Source organism: Acinetobacter sp. T63, assembly GCF_053852345.1.
Genome location: NZ_CM132659.1, coordinates 317605 through 336838, shown reverse-complemented (window position 1 = coordinate 336838; position 19234 = coordinate 317605). Strand labels below are relative to the sequence as shown.

The 19234-nt window shown below is 47.9% G+C and carries 18 protein-coding genes and 4 tRNA genes; 8 read left to right on the top strand and 14 right to left on the bottom strand.

All coding sequences use genetic code 11. The features are described 5' to 3' along the window. Positions 1-8: 8 nt before the first annotated feature. From ACVLR6_RS01590 to tpiA, 10 genes are all read right to left on the bottom strand, one after another. Positions 9-413, bottom strand: a complete 405-nt coding sequence (locus ACVLR6_RS01590; RefSeq protein ID WP_005181793.1) for a ribosome-binding factor A — start codon at positions 411-413, stop codon at positions 9-11. Then, positions 413-3133 (bottom strand): translation initiation factor IF-2, encoded by a 2721-nt coding sequence (infB, locus tag ACVLR6_RS01585; RefSeq protein WP_005181788.1) that lies wholly within the window; start codon positions 3131-3133, stop codon positions 413-415. The genes ACVLR6_RS01590 and infB overlap by 1 nt, the downstream gene beginning before the upstream one ends. A gap of 10 nt (positions 3134-3143) precedes the next feature. Next, complete coding sequence (nusA, locus tag ACVLR6_RS01580; RefSeq protein WP_455995718.1) at positions 3144-4628, bottom strand: transcription termination factor NusA; 1485 nt, start codon at positions 4626-4628, stop codon at positions 3144-3146. Positions 4629-4660: 32 nt separating this feature from the next. After that, positions 4661-5185, bottom strand: a complete 525-nt coding sequence (rimP, locus tag ACVLR6_RS01575) for a ribosome maturation factor RimP (protein ID WP_455995716.1) — start codon at positions 5183-5185, stop codon at positions 4661-4663. Positions 5186-5413: 228 nt separating this feature from the next. Next, a tRNA-Met gene (locus ACVLR6_RS01570) sits at positions 5414-5490 on the bottom strand. A 143-nt stretch (positions 5491-5633) separates the two neighbouring features. Further along, positions 5634-5710: transfer RNA gene (locus ACVLR6_RS01565), tRNA-Met, on the bottom strand. A gap of 77 nt (positions 5711-5787) precedes the next feature. Beyond that, positions 5788-5864 (bottom strand) — tRNA-Met (locus ACVLR6_RS01560). A 51-nt stretch (positions 5865-5915) separates the two neighbouring features. Beyond that, positions 5916-6000, bottom strand: a tRNA-Leu gene (locus tag ACVLR6_RS01555). Between the two features lie 53 nt (positions 6001-6053). Beyond that, on the bottom strand, positions 6054-6383 hold the full coding sequence (gene secG / locus ACVLR6_RS01550) for a preprotein translocase subunit SecG (RefSeq protein WP_005181783.1): 330 nt from the start codon (positions 6381-6383) through the stop codon (positions 6054-6056). Positions 6384-6396: 13 nt separating this feature from the next. After that, entirely contained in the window at positions 6397-7188 is a 792-nt protein-coding gene (gene tpiA / locus ACVLR6_RS01545; RefSeq protein WP_005181780.1) for a triose-phosphate isomerase, read from the bottom strand. 288 nt (positions 7189-7476) lie between these two features. Here tpiA and pilB point away from each other — a divergent pair, with 288 nt between their 5' ends. Genes pilB through coaE form a run of 4 tightly spaced genes read left to right on the top strand, consistent with a single transcriptional unit; the run spans position 7477 to position 11919 of the window. Then, a complete protein-coding gene (gene pilB, locus ACVLR6_RS01540; RefSeq protein WP_104471790.1) occupies positions 7477-9183 on the top strand; it encodes a type IV-A pilus assembly ATPase PilB in 1707 nt (568 codons plus the stop codon). 30 nt (positions 9184-9213) lie between these two features. Further along, entirely contained in the window at positions 9214-10440 is a 1227-nt protein-coding gene (locus ACVLR6_RS01535) for a type II secretion system F family protein (protein WP_127801106.1), read from the top strand. Then, on the top strand, positions 10440-11300 hold the full coding sequence (locus ACVLR6_RS01530) for a prepilin peptidase (RefSeq protein WP_455995714.1): 861 nt from the start codon (positions 10440-10442) through the stop codon (positions 11298-11300). Before ACVLR6_RS01535 ends, ACVLR6_RS01530 begins: the two co-directional genes overlap by 1 nt. Before the next feature lie 10 nt (positions 11301-11310). Further along, positions 11311-11919 (top strand): dephospho-CoA kinase, encoded by a 609-nt coding sequence (coaE, locus tag ACVLR6_RS01525; protein ID WP_005181773.1) that lies wholly within the window; start codon positions 11311-11313, stop codon positions 11917-11919. Here coaE and ACVLR6_RS01520 read toward each other — a convergent pair. From ACVLR6_RS01520 to ppnP, 3 genes are all read right to left on the bottom strand, one after another. Continuing rightward, on the bottom strand, positions 11916-12836 hold the full coding sequence (locus ACVLR6_RS01520) for a DMT family transporter (protein ID WP_455995711.1): 921 nt from the start codon (positions 12834-12836) through the stop codon (positions 11916-11918). The genes coaE and ACVLR6_RS01520 overlap by 4 nt on opposite strands. A gap of 17 nt (positions 12837-12853) precedes the next feature. Beyond that, entirely contained in the window at positions 12854-13606 is a 753-nt protein-coding gene (gene rlmB, locus ACVLR6_RS01515) for a 23S rRNA (guanosine(2251)-2'-O)-methyltransferase RlmB (protein WP_005181769.1), read from the bottom strand. 105 nt (positions 13607-13711) lie between these two features. Beyond that, a complete protein-coding gene (gene ppnP / locus ACVLR6_RS01510) occupies positions 13712-14035 on the bottom strand; it encodes a pyrimidine/purine nucleoside phosphorylase (RefSeq protein ID WP_005181767.1) in 324 nt (107 codons plus the stop codon). 712 nt (positions 14036-14747) lie between these two features. On the opposite strand from ppnP, the gene recN reads away from it, so the two are divergent. The 4 genes from recN (at position 14748) to ACVLR6_RS01490 (ending at position 18396) form a co-directional block, all read left to right on the top strand. Continuing rightward, complete coding sequence (gene recN, locus ACVLR6_RS01505) at positions 14748-16412, top strand: DNA repair protein RecN (RefSeq protein WP_104989178.1); 1665 nt, start codon at positions 14748-14750, stop codon at positions 16410-16412. 109 nt (positions 16413-16521) lie between these two features. After that, positions 16522-17076 carry a YqgE/AlgH family protein gene (locus ACVLR6_RS01500; protein ID WP_005181761.1) on the top strand — a complete coding sequence of 185 codons (555 nt, stop codon included), beginning with the start codon at positions 16522-16524 and terminating at the stop codon, positions 17074-17076. Continuing rightward, positions 17069-17509, top strand: a complete 441-nt coding sequence (ruvX, locus tag ACVLR6_RS01495) for a Holliday junction resolvase RuvX (RefSeq protein WP_005181760.1) — start codon at positions 17069-17071, stop codon at positions 17507-17509. The genes ACVLR6_RS01500 and ruvX overlap by 8 nt, the downstream gene beginning before the upstream one ends. A 119-nt stretch (positions 17510-17628) precedes the next feature. Next, positions 17629-18396, top strand: coding sequence for an IclR family transcriptional regulator (locus tag ACVLR6_RS01490; RefSeq protein ID WP_016659660.1), 768 nt, complete (start codon positions 17629-17631; stop codon positions 18394-18396). 85 nt (positions 18397-18481) lie between these two features. On the opposite strand, the gene ACVLR6_RS01485 is transcribed toward ACVLR6_RS01490, so the two are convergent. Then, positions 18482-19105 (bottom strand): alpha-ketoglutarate-dependent dioxygenase AlkB family protein, encoded by a 624-nt coding sequence (locus tag ACVLR6_RS01485; protein WP_016659661.1) that lies wholly within the window; start codon positions 19103-19105, stop codon positions 18482-18484. Positions 19106-19234 lie beyond the last annotated feature (129 nt).

Below are 19234 nucleotides of genomic sequence, written 5' to 3'. Positions count from 1 at the left end.
TGGCCTACTTATTCTTCATCTTTTTTTGCATCGGCAGCTGGTAAATCTTTTACTGCTTCTGCAATCAGACCAAACATATAGTTACCGTAGGCATTGGTTTTGTCGTAATGGAAACGCAAACGCGGCGTAATCCGGGTCTTGATCCGACGGCTCAGCTCATGGCGTAGGAAACCGGAGGCTTTGTTAAGCACATCCAGGGTTTCCTTGTTTGCCGCTTCACTTTGCTCATCGCCAAGTTCACGACCCATTACGGTCACATACACTTCGGCATAGCCTAAATCTGGGCTGACTTTCACCGCCGAGATGGTCACCAGACCACCCAGACGTGGATCTTTCAGCTCCTGGCGGATCAGGTCGGACAACTCGCGTTGTACCGTATCTGCCATTCGCTTAAGACGCTGACTACCCGCCATTAAAGACTCCGTTTAATTAGTTGGACATCGTACACTTCAATCTTGTCTTGTACTTTGATGTCTTTATAGCCTTTGACTGCAAGACCACATTCCATACCGGCACGGACTTCTTCCACCACGTCTTTATAACGACGCAGAGATTCAAGTTCACCCTGGAACACCACCACATCATCACGTAATACGCGAATCGGCTTGTTACGGTGTAAAGTACCTTCCAGTACCATACAGCCTGCTGCTGCACCGAACTTGCTTGAGTGGAATACTTCACGGACTTCAGCCACACCCAGAATCGTTTCACGGTGTTCTGGTGCCAGTTTGCCGCTCATCGCATCTTTCACGTCATCAATCAATTGATAGATGATCGAGTAGTAACGGATGTCGATACCGTCAGCATCGGCTTTTTGACGTGCAGTATTGTCGGCACGAACGTTAAAGCCCAGCAGTACCGCTTCTGAAGATTCAGCCAGCGTTACGTCAGATTCAGTGATCGCACCGACACCTGAACCAATCACACGGACTTTCACTTCATCCGTTGAAAGCTCGGCCAGTGCCACGTGCAATGCTTCCAGCGTACCACGTACGTCAGTTTTCAGTACCACGTTCACAATCGGCACATCTTTCTTGCCCATAGACGCCATGATGTTCTCAAGACGCATTGCAGACTGACGCTCAAGACGTTTCTGACGTTCACGATCCATACGCGCATCAGCAACTTCACGCGCTTTCTTCTCGTCATTGACCACCAGTACTTCATCACCCGCCATTGGCGCTTCTGGCAGACCCAGAATTTCCACTGGAATTGATGGACCAGCAGACTTGATGCGTTTACCGTTTTCATCGGTCATGGCACGTACACGGCCATAAGATGAACCGGCAAGTACCAAGTCACCCACTTTCAGGGTACCGTTTTGAACCAGAATCGAGGTCACTGCACCACGGCCTTTATCAACACGTGCTTCAATCACCACACCTTGTGCTGCACCTTCTTCAGAGGCTTTCAATTCCATCATTTCTGCTTGAATTGAAATCAGGTCAAGTAATTCGTCAATGCCGGCACCGGTATGCGCGGAAACTTTGGCGACTGGAACATCACCGCCCCATTCTTCAGGCACGATTTCCTTGGTGGTTAATTCGTTCAGTACGCGGTCTGGATCAGCTGAATCTTTGTCCATCTTGTTGATGGCAACAATGATTGGCGTACCCGCTGCACGCGCATGGTCAATCGCTTCTGCAGTTTGTGGCATCACGCCATCATCTGCTGCAACCACCAACACCACGATATCAGTCGCTTTGGCACCACGTGAACGCATCGCGGTAAACGCGGCGTGACCCGGAGTATCTAGGAAGGTGATGATACCTTTGTCTGTTGTCACATGGTAAGCACCGATATGCTGGGTAATACCACCGGCTTCGCCTTGTGCCACTTTAGCACGGCGGATACGGTCAAGAAGCGAGGTTTTACCATGGTCAACGTGACCCATGATGGTAACAACAGGTGGACGCGTAGTTTGCTCACCACGTGCTTCTTCAGCCGCTTCCAGCAGGTTGTCTTCTGCCGCAGTTTCAGACACCAGCACCGGATTGTGGCCCATTTCTTCAACCACAAGCACCGCAGTATCCTGATCAATGGCCTGGTTTTGTGTGACCAGCTCACCCATCTTCATCAGGGTCTTGATTACTTCACGTACTTTAATTGCCATTTTCGCAGCCAAGTCAGCCACAATAATGGTTTCACCAATTTCTACATCATAAACCTGTTTTTTCACCGGTTTTTCAAAGCCATGCTTGTTGGCCTGACTGGTTTTTAAACCACGTTTATGCGAGTTGTCACGGAATGACTGTTCTTCACCACGACGGCCGCCTTTCTTCTGGCCACGGGTATCTTTGGTTCCGCCACCACGTTTGATTTCACGGTCTTCTTTGGCAAATGAATCTTCATACGCCTGACCCACCAGACCTGCGGCCAATGGTGAATCATCAATTACGCGAATGGTCGGTGCAGCATCATCAGATGAATACTTCGATGCCATTTTACGCATTTGCTCAAGGGTACGTTGCTGCGCTTCTTCAGCTGCCTTACGACGTGCAGCTTCTTCAGTCGCTTTCAACTGTGCTGCCTGTTCTTCACGGGCGCGTTTTTGCTCAGGCGTTTCAACCACTTTAACCTGGGCTTTCACCACTGGCTTGTTGGTTGATTTACGCTTCACCACCACAGCGGCTTTAGAAGTTTCCTGTTTGGCGGTTTCCTGTTTCGCAGCAGCACGCATTGCTTCTAAGGCCTGTTTGGCTTTAGATTCGCCTTTGCTGGCAGCTTCTGGCGCAGCTTTTGGCTTCGCCGGTTCACGGGCTTGCTGTTCAGCTGCTTTGGCTTCTGCTTCAGCCTGTGCTTTGGCCAAAGCTTCTGCTTTGATTTGCTCAGGGTCTGGCTTGACAAATGTATGCTTCTTGCGCACTTCTACATTAATTGTTTTCGCCTTACCTGACGTACTTGCCACTTTAGCAGTACTGGTAGTTTTACGTTTCAACGTGATTTGTCCTGCATTACCCGCATCTTGACCATGTACTTTTTTCAAGTGGGTCACGAGGGTATCTTGTTGTTCAGTGGAAATAATGTCGTCAGCTTTACGTTGCGGTAAACCTGCATCACGAACCTGCTCCAGGAGTTTCTCAACTGGACGTCCTACGCTGAGCGCTAACTCTTTAATCGTCTTGTCCGTCATACATTACCTCCTAGTTAAACCATGATTCGCGTGCTTTCATAATGAGTTGACCCGCTTTGTCAGCACCTAGACCTTCAATATCTGCGATATCGTCGGTGGCCTGGTCTGCCAAGTCATCAACGGTCACTACACCACGAGCAGCAAGCGCATAGGCGATCTCTTGTGTCATCCCTTCCATTGCCAGAAGTTCGTCACTCGGATCCTGAATATTTTCTTGCTGTTTTAACGCATCTGCCAAAGCCACTTCTTTGGCACGACTTTGCAATAATTCAACCAGCTCGGCATCAAGCTCAATTTCATCAAATGTTTCTACTGGTACATAGGCAATCTCTTCCAGTGAAGTGAAGCCCATTTCAACCAGTGCCATCGCCAGGTCCTCTGCAATGTCCAAACGCGATACAAACATATCCAGATATTGCTGCGCTTCATTTTGCTGACGCGCGTAATATTCTTCTTCCAGCATCATGTCCAGTTTATAACCGGTCAGTTCAGATGCCAGACGTACGTTTTGACCTTGTGAACCAATGGCACGGGCCAATTGATCGCTGGTGGCAAAAATAATGTCAGCAGTACGTGCATCTTCATCAATCACGATACTCGATACATCAGCCGGCTCTAAAGCGCTGGCAATGTACTGTGCCGGATCATCTGACCACACCACCACATCAATACGTTCACCATTAAGTTCCTGCTGGACTGCCTGGATACGCGTACCACGCATACCAATACATGCACCAACCGGATCAATACGATGATCGTTGGTTTTCACTGCAATCTTAGCACGAACGCCTGGTTGACGCGCAGCCGCCTTGATTTCAATGATTTCTTCAGAAATTTCAGGAATTTCTTTTTTCATTAACGCCATCAGCATTTCAGGTTTCGCACGTGACAATAGTAATTGCGCACCACGACCTTCACGGTTGACGTTAAATAAAATGGCATTCACGCGCTGTTTTGGACGCAGAATTTCCTTTGGAATCATTTCTTCACGTGCCAGATACGCTTCGGCATTGTCACCTAAATCAATGATAAAGCCATCTTTGGTCTGCTTTTTCACTTCACCGTAAATCAGCTCGCCCACTTTGGCTTCATAAGCATCGGCAACGAGTGCACGTTCTGCTTCACGAATTTTCTGAACAATTACCTGTTTGGCAATTTGCGCCGCAATACGACCGAAATCAATTGATTCCACTTCAAGTTCGCGAATGTCACCAATTGACCACTGCGCCGGATCGACATCAGAAATCGCATCCTGACATGCTGGCATTTCATGATCTTCATCCGCCACCACTTCCCATTGACGGAAAGTACGGTAGTCACCTGTTTTACGGTCGATTTCTACACGTAAACGTGCTTCTTCCGCATTTGTGCCTTCGTAAAATTTCTTTTTCGTCGCAGCAACAAGAGCCTGCTCTAGCGCCTCAAAGATTGCTTCACGACTTACACCTTTTTCGTTACTAACCGTTTCAACGACGGTAAGAATTTCGCGTGCCATAAGTCACCTATTTTAGATTCTTATTTATTGAATTAATCTTGATAAACCAGATTGGCCTTATCGATATTATGGCTGTCAATTTCCAGCACTTGCTGTTTTTCAACTTCAACCTGAATGGTTTCATTTTCAAGGTCAACTGCCACCAGTTTCGCCTGGAATTTACGACGGTTTTCTACCGCGCTAATCAAACGCAAGCCAATGGTCTGGCCAATATAGGCAGGAAGCTGTTCCAGCTGGAAAAACGGACGATCCCAACCTGGGGAAGACACTTCGAGTGCATATTCACCTGAGATCGGATCATGAACGTCCAAAATGGCGCCCACTTGCTGAGTCACGCGCACACAATCCTGTACGCCTACACCACGACCCTGCTCGAGTTCACCGTCTTCATTCAGGACCGGTGCGGCATTTTCATCAACCGCTTTGTCGATATAAATACGCAATAGTGAGCGTTTACCTTGTGGCAGGAATTCAATTCCCCACAAATCTACATCACAGGCTGCAACTGCGGGTGCAATCAAGTCCTGGAGTGCCTGGGTTTTATTTGATAGCTTCATTTACTCTCGTCATATGGGTGCGATTCAATGGCCTGATCTGACCACTACAGTCTCATTCAAGCTATAGTAGTAGTGAAACATGACACTTGAGTTTATGCCGTATCCGGCTCATATCGACACTACACGATAGCCAATAAAAAAGGGCGTAAATCGCCCCTATTATTACACAGAAAAACCAATGTCCACTGTGCAAAAAGGCCCACCTTGTTGTGAGCCTCTTAAGAAACTTGGTAGCGGGAGCTGGATTTGAACCAACGACCTTCGGGTTATGAGCCCGACGAGCTACCAGACTGCTCCATCCCGCATCAACGTGCAAAAATTATATACAAAATATGCGCAATTTTCAATGAAAATCGTATGTCCTGTATATGGCGTTATTTATCGCTGAAGAATGAGTAACAAGCGTCAGATTCAACCAACATGAAATATATTACTCAACCATTAAAAATGGTAGCGGGAGCTGGATTTGAACCAACGACCTTCGGGTTATGAGCCCGACGAGCTACCAGACTGCTCCATCCCGCATCAGCGTACAAATAACTCTTCTCAGCTCAAGAAACTTAAGCCGCCTTTTAAAGTTTGCATCTTTAAAAAGGATTGATTGGTAGCGGGAGCTGGATTTGAACCAACGACCTTCGGGTTATGAGCCCGACGAGCTACCAGACTGCTCCATCCCGCATCAACAGAAGTTTTGCTGCATACACCAAACTTATGTTCTGGATTATAAGTTTGGTGCGGAAGGGGGGACTTGAACCCCCACGCCCGAAAGCACTACCACCTCAAGGTAGCGTGTCTACCAATTCCACCACCACCGCAGCTGTGACGCATTCTAGTCGCATCACCGCGAAAAATAAAGGCCTAATTGCAATTATTCGCCAGTTTGAGGTGTAGTTGGTGAAGAATCAGGCAATGTTGCCGGCGCGGTTGTGGTCGCCGGAATTGATTTTAAACTGTAGGCATCGGTGGTTTGCTGTTTGGCAAATACCGCCAGGGTCAGACTGGTGATAAAGAACAAAGCCGTTAAAATTCCAGTCAAACGGGTCATAAAATTACCCGAACCAGAGGCACCAAATACGGTCGCCGCACCGCCGCCACCAAAAGAAGCACCAGCATCTGCCCCTTTGCCGTGCTGAACCAGAATCAGCACAATCATCAAGACGGCTAAAATAATATGTACTACCAGCACAAAAGTTTGCATGCTGAACTCCTAATTATTGTGTATTGGCAAAGGCCTGCGCAATTTGATGGAACGATGCTGCATTTAAAGAAGCACCGCCGACCAGCGCGCCATTAATATCTGGGCAGGCTGCTAACTCTACTGCATTTTCCGGCTTAACACTACCACCGTACAGAATAGCCATTTGCGGACCATAGCTGGTCAGCTGGGTCAGACCTTCACGAATTTTGGCATGCATGGCCTGCGCATCTTCAGGCGAAGCGGTTTTACCGGTACCAATCGCCCAGATTGGCTCATAGGCAATTACAATATTCTGCCACTGCTCTGCCTCGACCACTGCTGCAATGTCACAAATCTGCTGTAACACCACCTGCTCGGCCTGGCCACTTTCACGCTGCTGCAGGCTTTCACCGACACAGTAAATTACGGTCAGACCGGCTGCCAGTGCATTTTGAATTTTTGCATTTAGAATTTGCACATTTTCAGCAAAAATTTCACGGCGTTCTGAATGACCGACCAGTACAAAGCCAATCTGGCTGTCTTTTAATAGCTCGGCACTCACCTCACCAGTATAAGCACCTAAACCAGCAATACGTGAAACATCTTGTGCCACGGTATACACCGGACGTACCGCAGTTTTCAGCTGTTCCTGAACACTGCCCAATGCGATTGCAACTGGCGCAACCCCTAAATGACACTGTGCGGCATCAATGGCCTGCTGTTCTAATAATGTTTTAAATTCTGAAACCAGCTGTTGCGCTTCTGCTTGCACTGGGTTCATTTTCCAATTGCCAATCACCCAAGGCGTAATCGCCGAACCCGACATACAATACCTATTCAAATACCTATGTTTCAATCGCGCACATTCTACACGTAAATCGATTCAGGACAGAACAATTTGTTGCGGCATTTTTAGATTTGCAGTCTAAATAGGCCCATCTGAACATCGGCTTAACAAAAATCTTTGCCGATTAATTGCGACTGGTTCATGCTTTTAGGGGATACTTAGGTGGTGACATCATTTTCAGATATGGTATTTTTATGCAACAAAAGTATAATTTTGTGATACCAATTATAAACAAACTTTTTTGATTTTTTTTAAGGACGTTGGGGAATGTCAGTACAACAAGCAATGCCTAGATTTACAGGTTTTATTCGGCGACTGGTCGAAGAAGGGCTTGTGACGGCTGAAAATATGCAGCAAGCCATTGTCGCGGCGAAAAAAGCCGAGACCGATATTGTGCCGTATTTAATTCAGCAGTTGCAGATTTCACCGCTGACCATTGCTGAAAAAATTTCCTATGAATTTGGTGAACCGATTTTTGACTTGGCGGTGTACGATTCGCGTCTGATTGTACGTGAAGGTCTGGATGAAAAACTGTTCACCAAATACCGAATTCTGCCCATTTTCCGACGTCACAATCAGCTTTATATTGCTACCAGTAACCCAACCAATATCGAAGCCATTGATGCGATCCGCTTTAACAGCAAGCTGAATATTGAAGTGGTGATTGTTGAGCATGACAAGCTGGAACGGCTGATTGAACAGAACTTTACCGAAGACAGCACCTTTGACTTTGATGAAGACTTTGATCTAGAAGTTGGCGACAACGCTCCCGAAACACAAGAAGATGACGATGAGCCACAAGGCGATGAAGCCCCAATCGTCAAATATATTAACAAGTTACTGGTCGATGCAATCCGTATGGGCGCCTCGGATTTACACTTCGAGCCTTATGAAAAAAGCTACCGGGTCCGTTACCGGATTGACGGCGTACTGCGCCAGATTGCCAATCCTCCGTTACAGCTGGCCACACGCCTCGCCTCACGTTTAAAAGTTATGTCACAAATGGACATCTCGGAAAAACGTATTCCGCAGGATGGCCGGATCAAGCTCAAGCTGTCAAAAAACAAAGCCATCGACTTCCGTGTCAACTCATTGCCGACCCTGTTTGGAGAAAAAATCGTACTGCGTATCCTCGATCCATCTAGCGCCATGCTGGGGATTGATGCACTTGGTTATGAACCGGAGCAAAAAGAGCTGTTTATGGAGGCGCTGGACAAACCACAAGGCATGTTGCTGATTACCGGTCCGACCGGTTCTGGTAAAACCGTGTCTTTATATACCGGCTTAAATATCCTCAACCGCGAAGACACCAATATTTCTACCGCCGAAGATCCGGTAGAAATTAACCTGGAAGGCATCAATCAGGTCAACGTCAACCCGAAAGTGGGTCTGACCTTTGCCGCAGCACTAAAATCATTCCTGCGTCAGGATCCGGATATTGTCATGGTCGGTGAGATCCGTGACCTGGAAACCGCAGAAATTGCCATTAAAGCCGCACAAACCGGTCACATGGTCATGTCGACGCTGCACACCAACAGTGCACCTGAAACCCTGACCCGTTTACGCAACATGGGCGTCCCTTCATTTAACATCGCCACCTCGGTGAACCTGGTGATTGCCCAGCGTCTGGCACGTCGTCTCTGCCAGAAATGCAAGGCCCCGGTGGAGATTCCACGCCAGAGCCTCTTGGAACTCGGTTTTACCGAAGAAGATTTAAACCAGCCAGAGTTCCAGCTGTATCAGCCGGTTGGCTGCCCGGAATGTCGTGAAGGTTATAAAGGCCGTGTCGGGGTCTATGAAGTAATGAAAGTCACCCCGGAAATCTCACGCATTATTATGGAAGATGGTAATGCCTTGCAAATTGCAGCAGCCTCGGCAAAATCCGGGTTTAACAATTTACGCCGTTCAGGATTAATCAAGGTCATGCAGGGGGTCACTTCTTTACAGGAAGTGAATCGTGTGACCAGCGAATAGATAAAGCATTTAAAATAAGGATAAACACGCATGGCTGTCAAAAAAGCACAGATGATGCCCACCTTTATTTATGAAGGGATTGACCGCAAAGGGGCAAAACTTAAAGGGGAACTGCCAGCACGTAATATGGCGCTGGCCAAGGTCACGTTGCGCAAGCAAGGGATCACCATCAAAACCATCCGCCAGAAGAAGAAAAATATTCTTGAAGGCTTGATGAAGAAAAAAGTCTCGACCCTGGACATCACGATTTTTACCCGCCAGCTGGCGACCATGATGAAAGCCGGTGTACCGCTGGTGCAAAGCTTTGAAATTGTGGCTGAAGGTCTGGAAAACCCGGCCATGCGTGAAGTGGTATTGGGGATTAAAGGCGAAGTCGAAGGGGGCAATACCTTTGCTGGTGCACTGCGTAAATATCCGCAACATTTCGATAATCTGTTTTGCTCGCTGGTTGAATCGGGTGAACAGTCGGGTGCTCTAGAAACTATGCTGGACCGGGTAGCGATCTATAAAGAAAAGAGCGAATTACTCAAACAGAAAATCAAGAAAGCCATGAAATACCCGGCAACGGTGATTGTGGTGGCAGTGATTGTCACCATTATCCTGATGGTCAAAGTGGTACCGGTGTTTGAAGAACTCTTCAGCTCTTTTGGTGCCGACTTACCGGCCTTCACCAAGATGGTGGTGAATATGTCGCAGTGGACCCAGAAATACTGGTTTGTGCTGATTATTGTGGTCGGCTTTGCGATTGCAGCTTTTCTGGAAGCCAAGAAACGCAGCAAGAAATTCCGTGACCTGCTGGACAAAGCCGCCCTGAGAGCACCAATTTTTGGTGATCTGGTGTATAAGGCGATTATCGCGCGTTATAGTCGTACCCTGGCCACCACCTTTGCTGCCGGTGTTCCCTTAATTGATGCACTGGAATCCACTGCCGGCGCCACCAACAACGTGGTTTATGAAGAAGCAGTAATGAAAATCCGTGAAGATGTCGCCACCGGTCAGCAGTTGCAGTTTGCCATGCGGGTCACGGATAAATTCCCATCCATGGCCGTGCAGATGGTTGCGATTGGTGAAGAATCCGGTGCGCTGGATGCGATGCTGGATAAAGTCGCTACTCACTACGAAAACGAAGTCGATAACGCCGTCGATGGCTTAACCTCGATGATGGAACCACTGATTATGGCCGTTCTCGGGATTCTGGTCGGCGGTCTGGTGGTCGCGATGTATCTCCCAATCTTCCAAATGGGCTCTGTGGTTTAATGCAAGAATTCATTCATTATCTGATTCAACACCCAACTGCGCTGTATTTCGTAGTTGGGATTTTTAGTTTATGTATTGGCAGTTTTCTGAATGTGGTGATTTACCGCACGCCAAAAATGATGGAACAGGAATGGCGCAATGACTGTCAAATGCTGCTGCATCCTGAACAGGCCATCATTGATGAAAGCAAAATCAGCCTCAGTCAGCCAGCCTCGACCTGTCCGAAATGCCACAGCCCGATTCGCTGGTATCAGAATATTCCAGTAATCAGCTGGCTGCTTATACGTGGCAAATGTGGCCAATGCCAAAACCCGATCAGTATTCGTTATCCTTTTATTGAACTGCTGACCGCAGTGTGTGCCTTAACCGTAGTCGCGGTTTTTGGCCCGACCCTGCAAATGCTGTTTGGCCTGGTGTTGACCTATGTATTAATTGCCCTGACCTTTATTGATTTTGACACCCAGCTGCTGCCTGACCGCTATACCCTCCCCCTGGCTGCACTCGGCTTGGGGGTGAACAGCTATGCCCTGTACACCTCCGCTAGCTCTGCCATTTGGGGATATATCATTGGCTTTTTATGTCTGTGGGTGGTGTATTGCCTGTTTAAGCTGGTGACTGGCAAAGAAGGTATGGGCTATGGCGATTTTAAATTGCTGGCCGCCTTAGGTGCCTGGATGGGCCCGCTGATGCTGCCGCTGATTGTGTTGCTATCTTCTCTGGTTGGTGCAATCATTGGCATTATTTTGCTGAAAATCCGCAAAGAGAACCAGCCTTTTGCCTTTGGCCCTTATATTGCCATTGCCGGCTGGATCGCCTTTTTGTGGGGTGATGCAATCATGAAGCTTTATTTAGGTCAATAAGGACAACAGGATGACATTTGTTTTGGGTTTAACTGGCGGCATTGGCAGCGGTAAATCGGCAGCAAGTCACTGGTTTGAAACCCAAGGCATTGTGGTGGTCGATGCAGATGTGGTGGCACGTGAAGTGGTTGAGCCAGGCCAGCCGGCCCTGACCCAGATTCATCAGGCCTTTGGCGACTGGGTCCTGCTCAATGGCGAGCTCAACCGCCGTGCCTTACGCGAGCATATTTTTAAAGAACCGGCAGCACGCAAAACCCTGGAAGCGATTACCCATCCGGCCATTCGCCAGTCGATCATCCAGCAGTTACAGGCAGCCCGCAGTGCCTATGTGGTGCTGGTGTCTCCACTGTTATTTGAAAGCAACCAGCATGAACTGACCCAGCGCAACCTGTTAATTGATGCCTCTGAAGAACTGCAGATTCAACGCGCCTCACAACGCGATGGACAAAGTATCGAACAAATTCGCAAGATTATTCAGGTACAGATGTCACGCGCAGACAAACGCCAGCGGGCAGATGATATTGTGCTGAATGATGGTCATCTGGAGCATCTCTATGCCCAGCTTCAACCCTTACATCAACACTATCTGACTTTGGCGCAACAGCAGCAGTCGGTTTAAGACGGCTTGTTTTGTCGTTCGATTTGCTGGCTTAAGCTGTCTTTCCGGCCCCACCAGCGCCAAGGCTGTAACGCCCCAATGCCCATACCAAGCAGACCACAGACAATCGCCAGGCTCAATGGCTCATTCAGTAACGGTACCGCCAGAATAGCGGCAATAAACGGTGCCAAGGTCACAATACTGCCAGCCTTAAAAGCACCTAAACGCTTAATCGCTTCGACATAGCTGAGCGTGGCAATAATCACCACAAAAATTCCATGAAACAGGGTCTGACCAATTAAATGCAGTGGTTCAGGAGCACTCAGGTTTTTTGGAAAAAATAGCCAATAAATAGGTACATACACCAAAGCTGACCAGATGGCTACACTGGCCATAGAATGCCAGGCCGACAGCTTCCATTGCCGCAACAGCACCGTAAAGACGCCCCACCACAAGGCACTCAGGAAAAACAGCAGATCGCCAAAACCGAAAGCGACACCGGTTTCCTGATACATCAGCAGACTCATGGCAGCAATCGCCAGCAGCATGATCAATACGCTAATCCAGGTATGCCGGTCAAAGGGCTGTCGAAACAGCAACCAGGCTGCCAGCGCGGTACACAAGGGAATACAGCCATTCAAGAAAATCGCCGCATGCGCCGCTGGCACAAAATGAAATGCACTATAAGCCGTCAGGCAGTAACCGACCCCGCCAATCATCGCCAGGATAAAGGACTGTCTAGTCCATAAAAATGCCGTATCTTTGCGATACAGCAAAACCGGCATCAGCAAGCAAAAGGCCAGCATAAAACGCAAGGCCACCAGATCCCAAGCACTAATGCCCCACAGGGCACTTAAACGGGTACTCAGGGTAAAGCCACCCCAAATACACATGGTGATGGCCAGTAACAGATAGCCTTGCTGGCGTGCGTTGATCATTGAGGTGGAAAGAGCGCTTAAGCCGGTTGACGCTGACGGCAGGCTTCATACAGCGCCATACCAGTGGCCACACTAACATTCAGGCTTTGCAGATTGCCCATCATCGGGATATATACGGTTTGATCGCACTGCGACTGGGTGATTGGGCGCAAACCGGTATCTTCGGCTCCCATCACCACACACACCGCCGTACCGGTGAAGTCAAACTTCTGGATCGGCAAGGCTTTTTCATCCAGCATGGTGCCGACCACGCGCACATTAAACTGCTCTTTGATTTGCCCCAAAGTACGGGCCAGATTGGTAACCTGAATAAATTTAACTTTCTCGGCGCCACCAGCAGCCACTTTACGCGCCGTTGGGGTCAGGCTGGCTGAACGGTCACGCGGTACAATCACCGCTTCTACACCCATGGCTGCTGCCGTACGGATACAGGCGCCCAGATTATGCGGATCGGTGACCTGATCCAGAGCCAGTAACAGTGGCTGATTGGACTGCTGCAACAGCTGTTCCAAATCTTTTTCATTTAAGGTTGGATGCGGACGCACCGCAGCCACCACGCCCTGATGAAATGGCAAACCGGCCAGTTTTTCCAGGCTGTCACGACTGGCTTTTTGTACGCTAATACCAAACGGCTCTGCCAGTTCCAGAATACGCTGTAAACGCTGGTCATCACGACCTTTGAGGGTAAACAGGGTTAATACACGCTCCGGTTCAAGTTCTAACAATGACTCTACCGAATGAACGCCATAATAATATTCTGGTTTTGCCATGAATGACCTCAACGCTGTGCTGTAAATCCAAAAGAAAAATCCTGCAAAGGAAACTTTACAGGATTTCTGTGTCGGCCTAGTTTAACCGATTTGGGCTAAAAATGCTTAGCCTTCTAAATGACAAACGTAGTCCAGTACATCATCAGTTTCAATCTTAAAACGGCTGTTGCCCGGTACATAAAAAGACTGACCAGCGCGGAAAAGCTCACTTTCTTCACTATCGGCGATTTGCACACGACATTCACCTGAAATAATTTCCATCCGTTCAGGAACATGCGTTTCGAAAGTTAAGGCTTGTTCAGTCGGTAAAATCACACCCAGCGTCTTTTTGGTGCCATCTTCAAATTGCACCGTATGACTAATGCAGAGCCCGCCAAAATAAACATTGGATTTTTTTACCACTGATACATGATCAAACTGAGCTGACATGCGTATTCTCCAGCTAACGCGTTTTTATATTTTATGATTGAGGTAGTGTAATGCTGCCTACTGAACTAATCAATCAATCTTCATCTAAGGTAAATCACTCTATTTCCTGTCGTTTCAGGCAAGTCATTTTGCCTGGCACGCGAATAAATTCACCTCATTTTTGCGAGAGTCTAAATCAACTTTCAGGCAAGTACAAATACCTTTTAATCGCAGATGAACTAAAGTTCAACGCCCCCATTGCACTCTCCGACCATCTGTATTTTCAGCCTGACAAATCCTGCGCCGAACTGGTTCAATTCGGGTTATGCATCTGACTGATTTTCATCTGAATCTCTAAATATAGTGAGCACTTTTCTGCTCGTTTTCAGCTTGTCTGATAATCACAAAAAATTTTGATGATTATCAGATAAAGTTATGCAACATTCTGCCGGCGCTGTATTGCAAGCACATGAAACTGGACACAGTTTTCTGTTTCAGATGAAGATAACAGCTGATCTTTCGATTGCAACAGTAGCGACTTGATCTACATGGTGGATGTAGAACCTCTGCTCACAGCATGCCGCTGAATATTCTGTACCGAGAAGTTTTATTTTTCTGCAAAAATTAAGCTAGAATGATTGTGTTTTTTCAGTTGCTTAAAATAAAGGGCAATGCTTTGCACTGCCCAACCTGACATTCTTCAACTCAAACTTTTCGCAGCCTGGATGCGTTTATGCTGACACATTTAACCCTGATCAATTTTGCCTTAGCCGACCGTTTAGCCATTGATATTGAATCTGGTTTTAACGTCCTGACCGGGGAAACAGGTGCCGGAAAATCATTATTACTGGATGCGCTTTCGGCCTGTCTGGGCGAACGCACCGACACCAATTATGTCCGTTATGGCGCAGACAAAGCCGATGTCACTGCCACCTTCAGTTATCATGACGGCAGTCCAGAAGCTGAGTGGCTAAAACAGCAGGAACTGGATGATGAATCGGGCGAAATTCATTTACGCCGGGTAATTTTCGCCACCGGACGCAGCAAGGCCTGGATTAACGGCCGTCCGAGCAGTCTGTCTGAGCTCAAAGAAATTGGCCGTTTGCTGGTGCAGCTGTATAGCCAGCACAGCCAGCAGCAGCTGTTAGAACCGCCTTATCCAAAACACTGGCTGGATCGTTATAGCAATTTTTATGCGCCGGCCCAAGCCGTACGCGATGCCTATAGCCAGTGGCAAAAAGATATTCGCCAGCATCAGGCGGCTTTGGATGCCCAGGCGACGCGTAAACAGCGCATCGACACACTGGAATTGCAGCTGGAAGAATTAGAAGAAGTGGTCCAGGTCGATTATGCCGATATTGAACAGGAATTTGATCGCTTAAGCCATCATGAAGCGATTATGCAGGATTGTGCCTATAGCCTGAACGGGCTGGATGAAGCAGAGCCAAACCTGAGCCAGGAACTGTCCTCGATTTTACGGCGTCTGGAAAGCCATGCCGGCCGTAGTGAACAGCTGTCAGAAATTTATACTTCCCTGCTGAATGCGCAAAGTGAAATTGAAGATGCCACCGCCAGTTTGCGTCATTTTATTGACCGGCAGAGTTTCGATCCGGAGCGGATGGAAGAACTGAATTCCAAACTGGAAATTTTCCATCGTCTGGCCCGTAAATATCGTACCCAGCCAGAATTATTGAAAACCGAATATGACAACTGGCAGGCCGAGCTGGAACAGCTGCATCAGCTGGAAGATCCGGAAACCTTGGCCGAACAGGTCGAAGTGTCCTATCAGGACTTTTTGGCCAAGGCCGAACATTTAGACCAGATTCGACGTGAAGCTGCCGGACCTTTGGCCAAACAGCTGACCGAACAGGTGAAACAGCTGGCCTTACCAGAAGCACATTTTGAATTTAAATTTGAGCCTTTAGAGCAGCCATCGAGTGAAGGCTTAAGCTTTATCCAGCTGCTGTTTACGGCCAATAAAGGCATTCCAGCACAACCACTGGCGCGTGTCGCTTCGGGCGGTGAACTGTCGCGTATTGCGCTGGTGATGCAGGTCATGAATGCTGAAAAAACCGAAGCAGAAGTGCTGGTGTTTGACGAAATTGATGTCGGGATTAGTGGTGGTACTGCAGAAATTGTGGGGCGTTTACTGGCCGGTCTGGGACAGCATGTACAAATTCTGTGTATTACCCATCAAGCGCAGGTTGCGGCTCAATCCGACCAGCACCTGCTGGTGAAAAAACAGCAGACCGATCCGGCCAGCAGTACTATTTTAATGCTGCAAGAAGAAGAGCGGATTCTGGAACTGGCGCGGATGACCGGTGGCGTCGAAATTAACGAAACCACCTTGCAGCATGCCAAGCAGTTGCGTCAGCTCAAGTTTCAATCTGGCGCATAAAATCACTGAAAAACCACAAAAAATGTTTGGTGAAATAGCAATCCTCTTGTAACGTGATGATTAAGACCTATATCTATATCAGAACATACATTTTAGGAGAAAGGCTTAGGTGACCAAACAATATCTGACACATCGCTGTCTTATTGCGCCACCCGAGATAAATGATGACTTTTTTGCGAATACTGTCATTTATTTGGCGCGTCATGATGAAGACGGGGCGCAAGGCATTATTCTCAATCGTCCGGCAGGGATTCAAATTAAAGAGTTACTGAATGATCTGGATATTGAAGCCGATCATGTCCATCCACATGAAGTATTGCAAGGCGGGCCGCTGCGTCCGGAAGCCGGATTTGTGCTGCATACTGGCCAGCCAACTTGGCATTCATCCATTGCGGTTGGTGAAAATGTCTGTATTACCACTTCCAAAGATATTCTGGATGCTATTGCCCATAACGAAGGCGTAGGCCGTTACCAGATTGCCCTCGGCTATGCCAGCTGGAGTAAAAACCAGCTGGAAGAAGAAATTTCGCGTGGTGACTGGCTGATCTGCGATTCAGATATGGATCTGATTTTTAATCTGCCCTATAGCGACCGTTGGGATGCCGCCTACCGGAAAATTGGAATTGACCGCACCTGGCTTGCTTCAGAGATTGGCCATGCCTGAGTCTGCTGCACACATGATTATGGCCTTCGATTTTGGCACCCAGAAAATGGGCATGGCGGTAGGTCAATCCCTGATTGAAAGCGCCACGCCGCTGGCCCTGTTTCCCATGAAAGATGGTATTCCAAACTGGGATGAACTGCTGAAACTGGTGAAACAGTATCAGCCAAATTTATTTCTGGTTGGCTTGCCACTGAACATGGATGATAGCGAGTCAGAGCTGTCGACCCGGGCGCGCAAGTTTGCCCGACGTTTACGTCATCAGACCAATATCGAAACCCTGATGGTGGACGAGCGTTTGACCACGCGTGAAGCCCGTGATGAACTGGATCATTATCAGGCTCAGGGACGCGGTAAAAAAATTGCCGCCGACAGTATTGCGGCCGCCCTGTTCATTGAAAGCTGGTATCGTTATCCGCAAGGCGTCCAGCCTTAAAATCTCGCTGTTGACGTCCAAATCCCCTTTCTCTTGGTTTTCAGCTCAATCCGGTCTGTTATGATAGTCAGTACCGGATTTTTTCATTGATCTTTTTTCACGTTGTAGAGTAATCACTGATGGCAATATCGAGTTTTGGCAAAATTTTGATGGTTCTGAATTTATTTTCAGTGTCACGTCCGGTGATTAATGTCGATATGATCAGTGAAGAACTGGGCCTGTCCAAACCGACCAGCTACCGCTATTTAAAAGAACTGGTTTCGGCCGAATTATTGCAGCGTTTAAGTGGGACTTCGGGCGATTACACCCTCGGCTCGAAAATTGCAGTGCTGGATTATATTTCCCGCACCACCGATCCACTGGTGCAAATCAGCATTCCGTTTATGCAGGATATTGTGCAGCGTACCGAATTTTGCTGCGTACTGACCTATCTGAATCAGGATGCCTGTATCGACCTGCATGATGAAGTATTCCAGCATATGAATCTGCTGTCCTATGGCCGCGGCTGCCCACGTCCGGTGTATATGGGTTCGTCACCGAAAATCATGCTGGCGCATTTACCAAAACAGAAAATGCTGAATTATTATCAGCGTTTTGCCGTGCAGTTCCGTCAGTCCGGTTTTGCCCAGGATGAAGCCGAGTTCATCAGCAAAATGAAAAAGATCAAAAAACAGGGCTATTACTATTCTAGTGGTGAACTGGAACCGCAACTGGCCGGCTTGTCGGTGCCGATCAGACTCTCCAATAAAACAGCACCATTCACCCTGACCTTACTGGCCTCCAAAAACCGCTTTGAATTTGTCAATGTCGAAAAGCTGATTGCCATTTTGCAGGAAAATGCCGCGCTGATTGAACAGAAAGTTGAAAGTCTGAATCCACATACCTAGATTGATCTTTATCAAAATACAGCTGTTAAGATCAGCGTGGTGAGATAAATCTCTGCCCTGCCCGGCCTTTGGATCACAACCAGCATTAGAGTGGATAAAAATAGCGAAAGGTTAAATTGATTCGCGGCGTCACCACACGGCTGGATTTGGGCAGGCTGTGCTTCCAGTAGCGCTGGGTCTGCCCACGCATCACAATTAATTGACCACTCTGTAGCAGCAGCTCGACTTTTGCTGCGCTGTGTTTGTGCTTAAAGCTAAATTTACGGGTTGCACCCAGACTTAAAGAAGCAATCACCGTTTCTGCACCCGGAGATGCGACCAGACTCGGTTCATCATCACTGTGCCAGCCCAGTCCCTGACTGCCATCTGCATATAAATTGGCTAAACAGGAATTAAATGGATGTCCCACGATCTGTTCAATCTGCTGTTTTAACTGCCACAAAGCCGGATGCCAACGCTGCGCCTGCTTCAAACTGCCCGAATAACGATACTGATAATACTCATCACCATACCAGGCAATTTTCCGCGCGGTGACATAATGTTTGCCAAATAAGGTGACTTCATCGGCTTGCCAGGCCAGCTGCTGTAAACATTGCTGCAAGTAAGCGTGACTGTCCTCAGCGGACAGAATCAGCCCATAATCCTGCACGATCCCCTCATAGGGCAACAGATTCTGCCGCGGCTCGGGCGGAAACAGTTCCAGATTCATTGTGGCGTTTTCCTGCGAAGCGGAACTTCAGTTTAAACCCAAAACGGCTTCACAAATCAAAACATTCTCTGTGCTTGTGAGCCACGCCAAATCGACATAGACTGAAAAACAGGTTTTAGAATAAAAAAT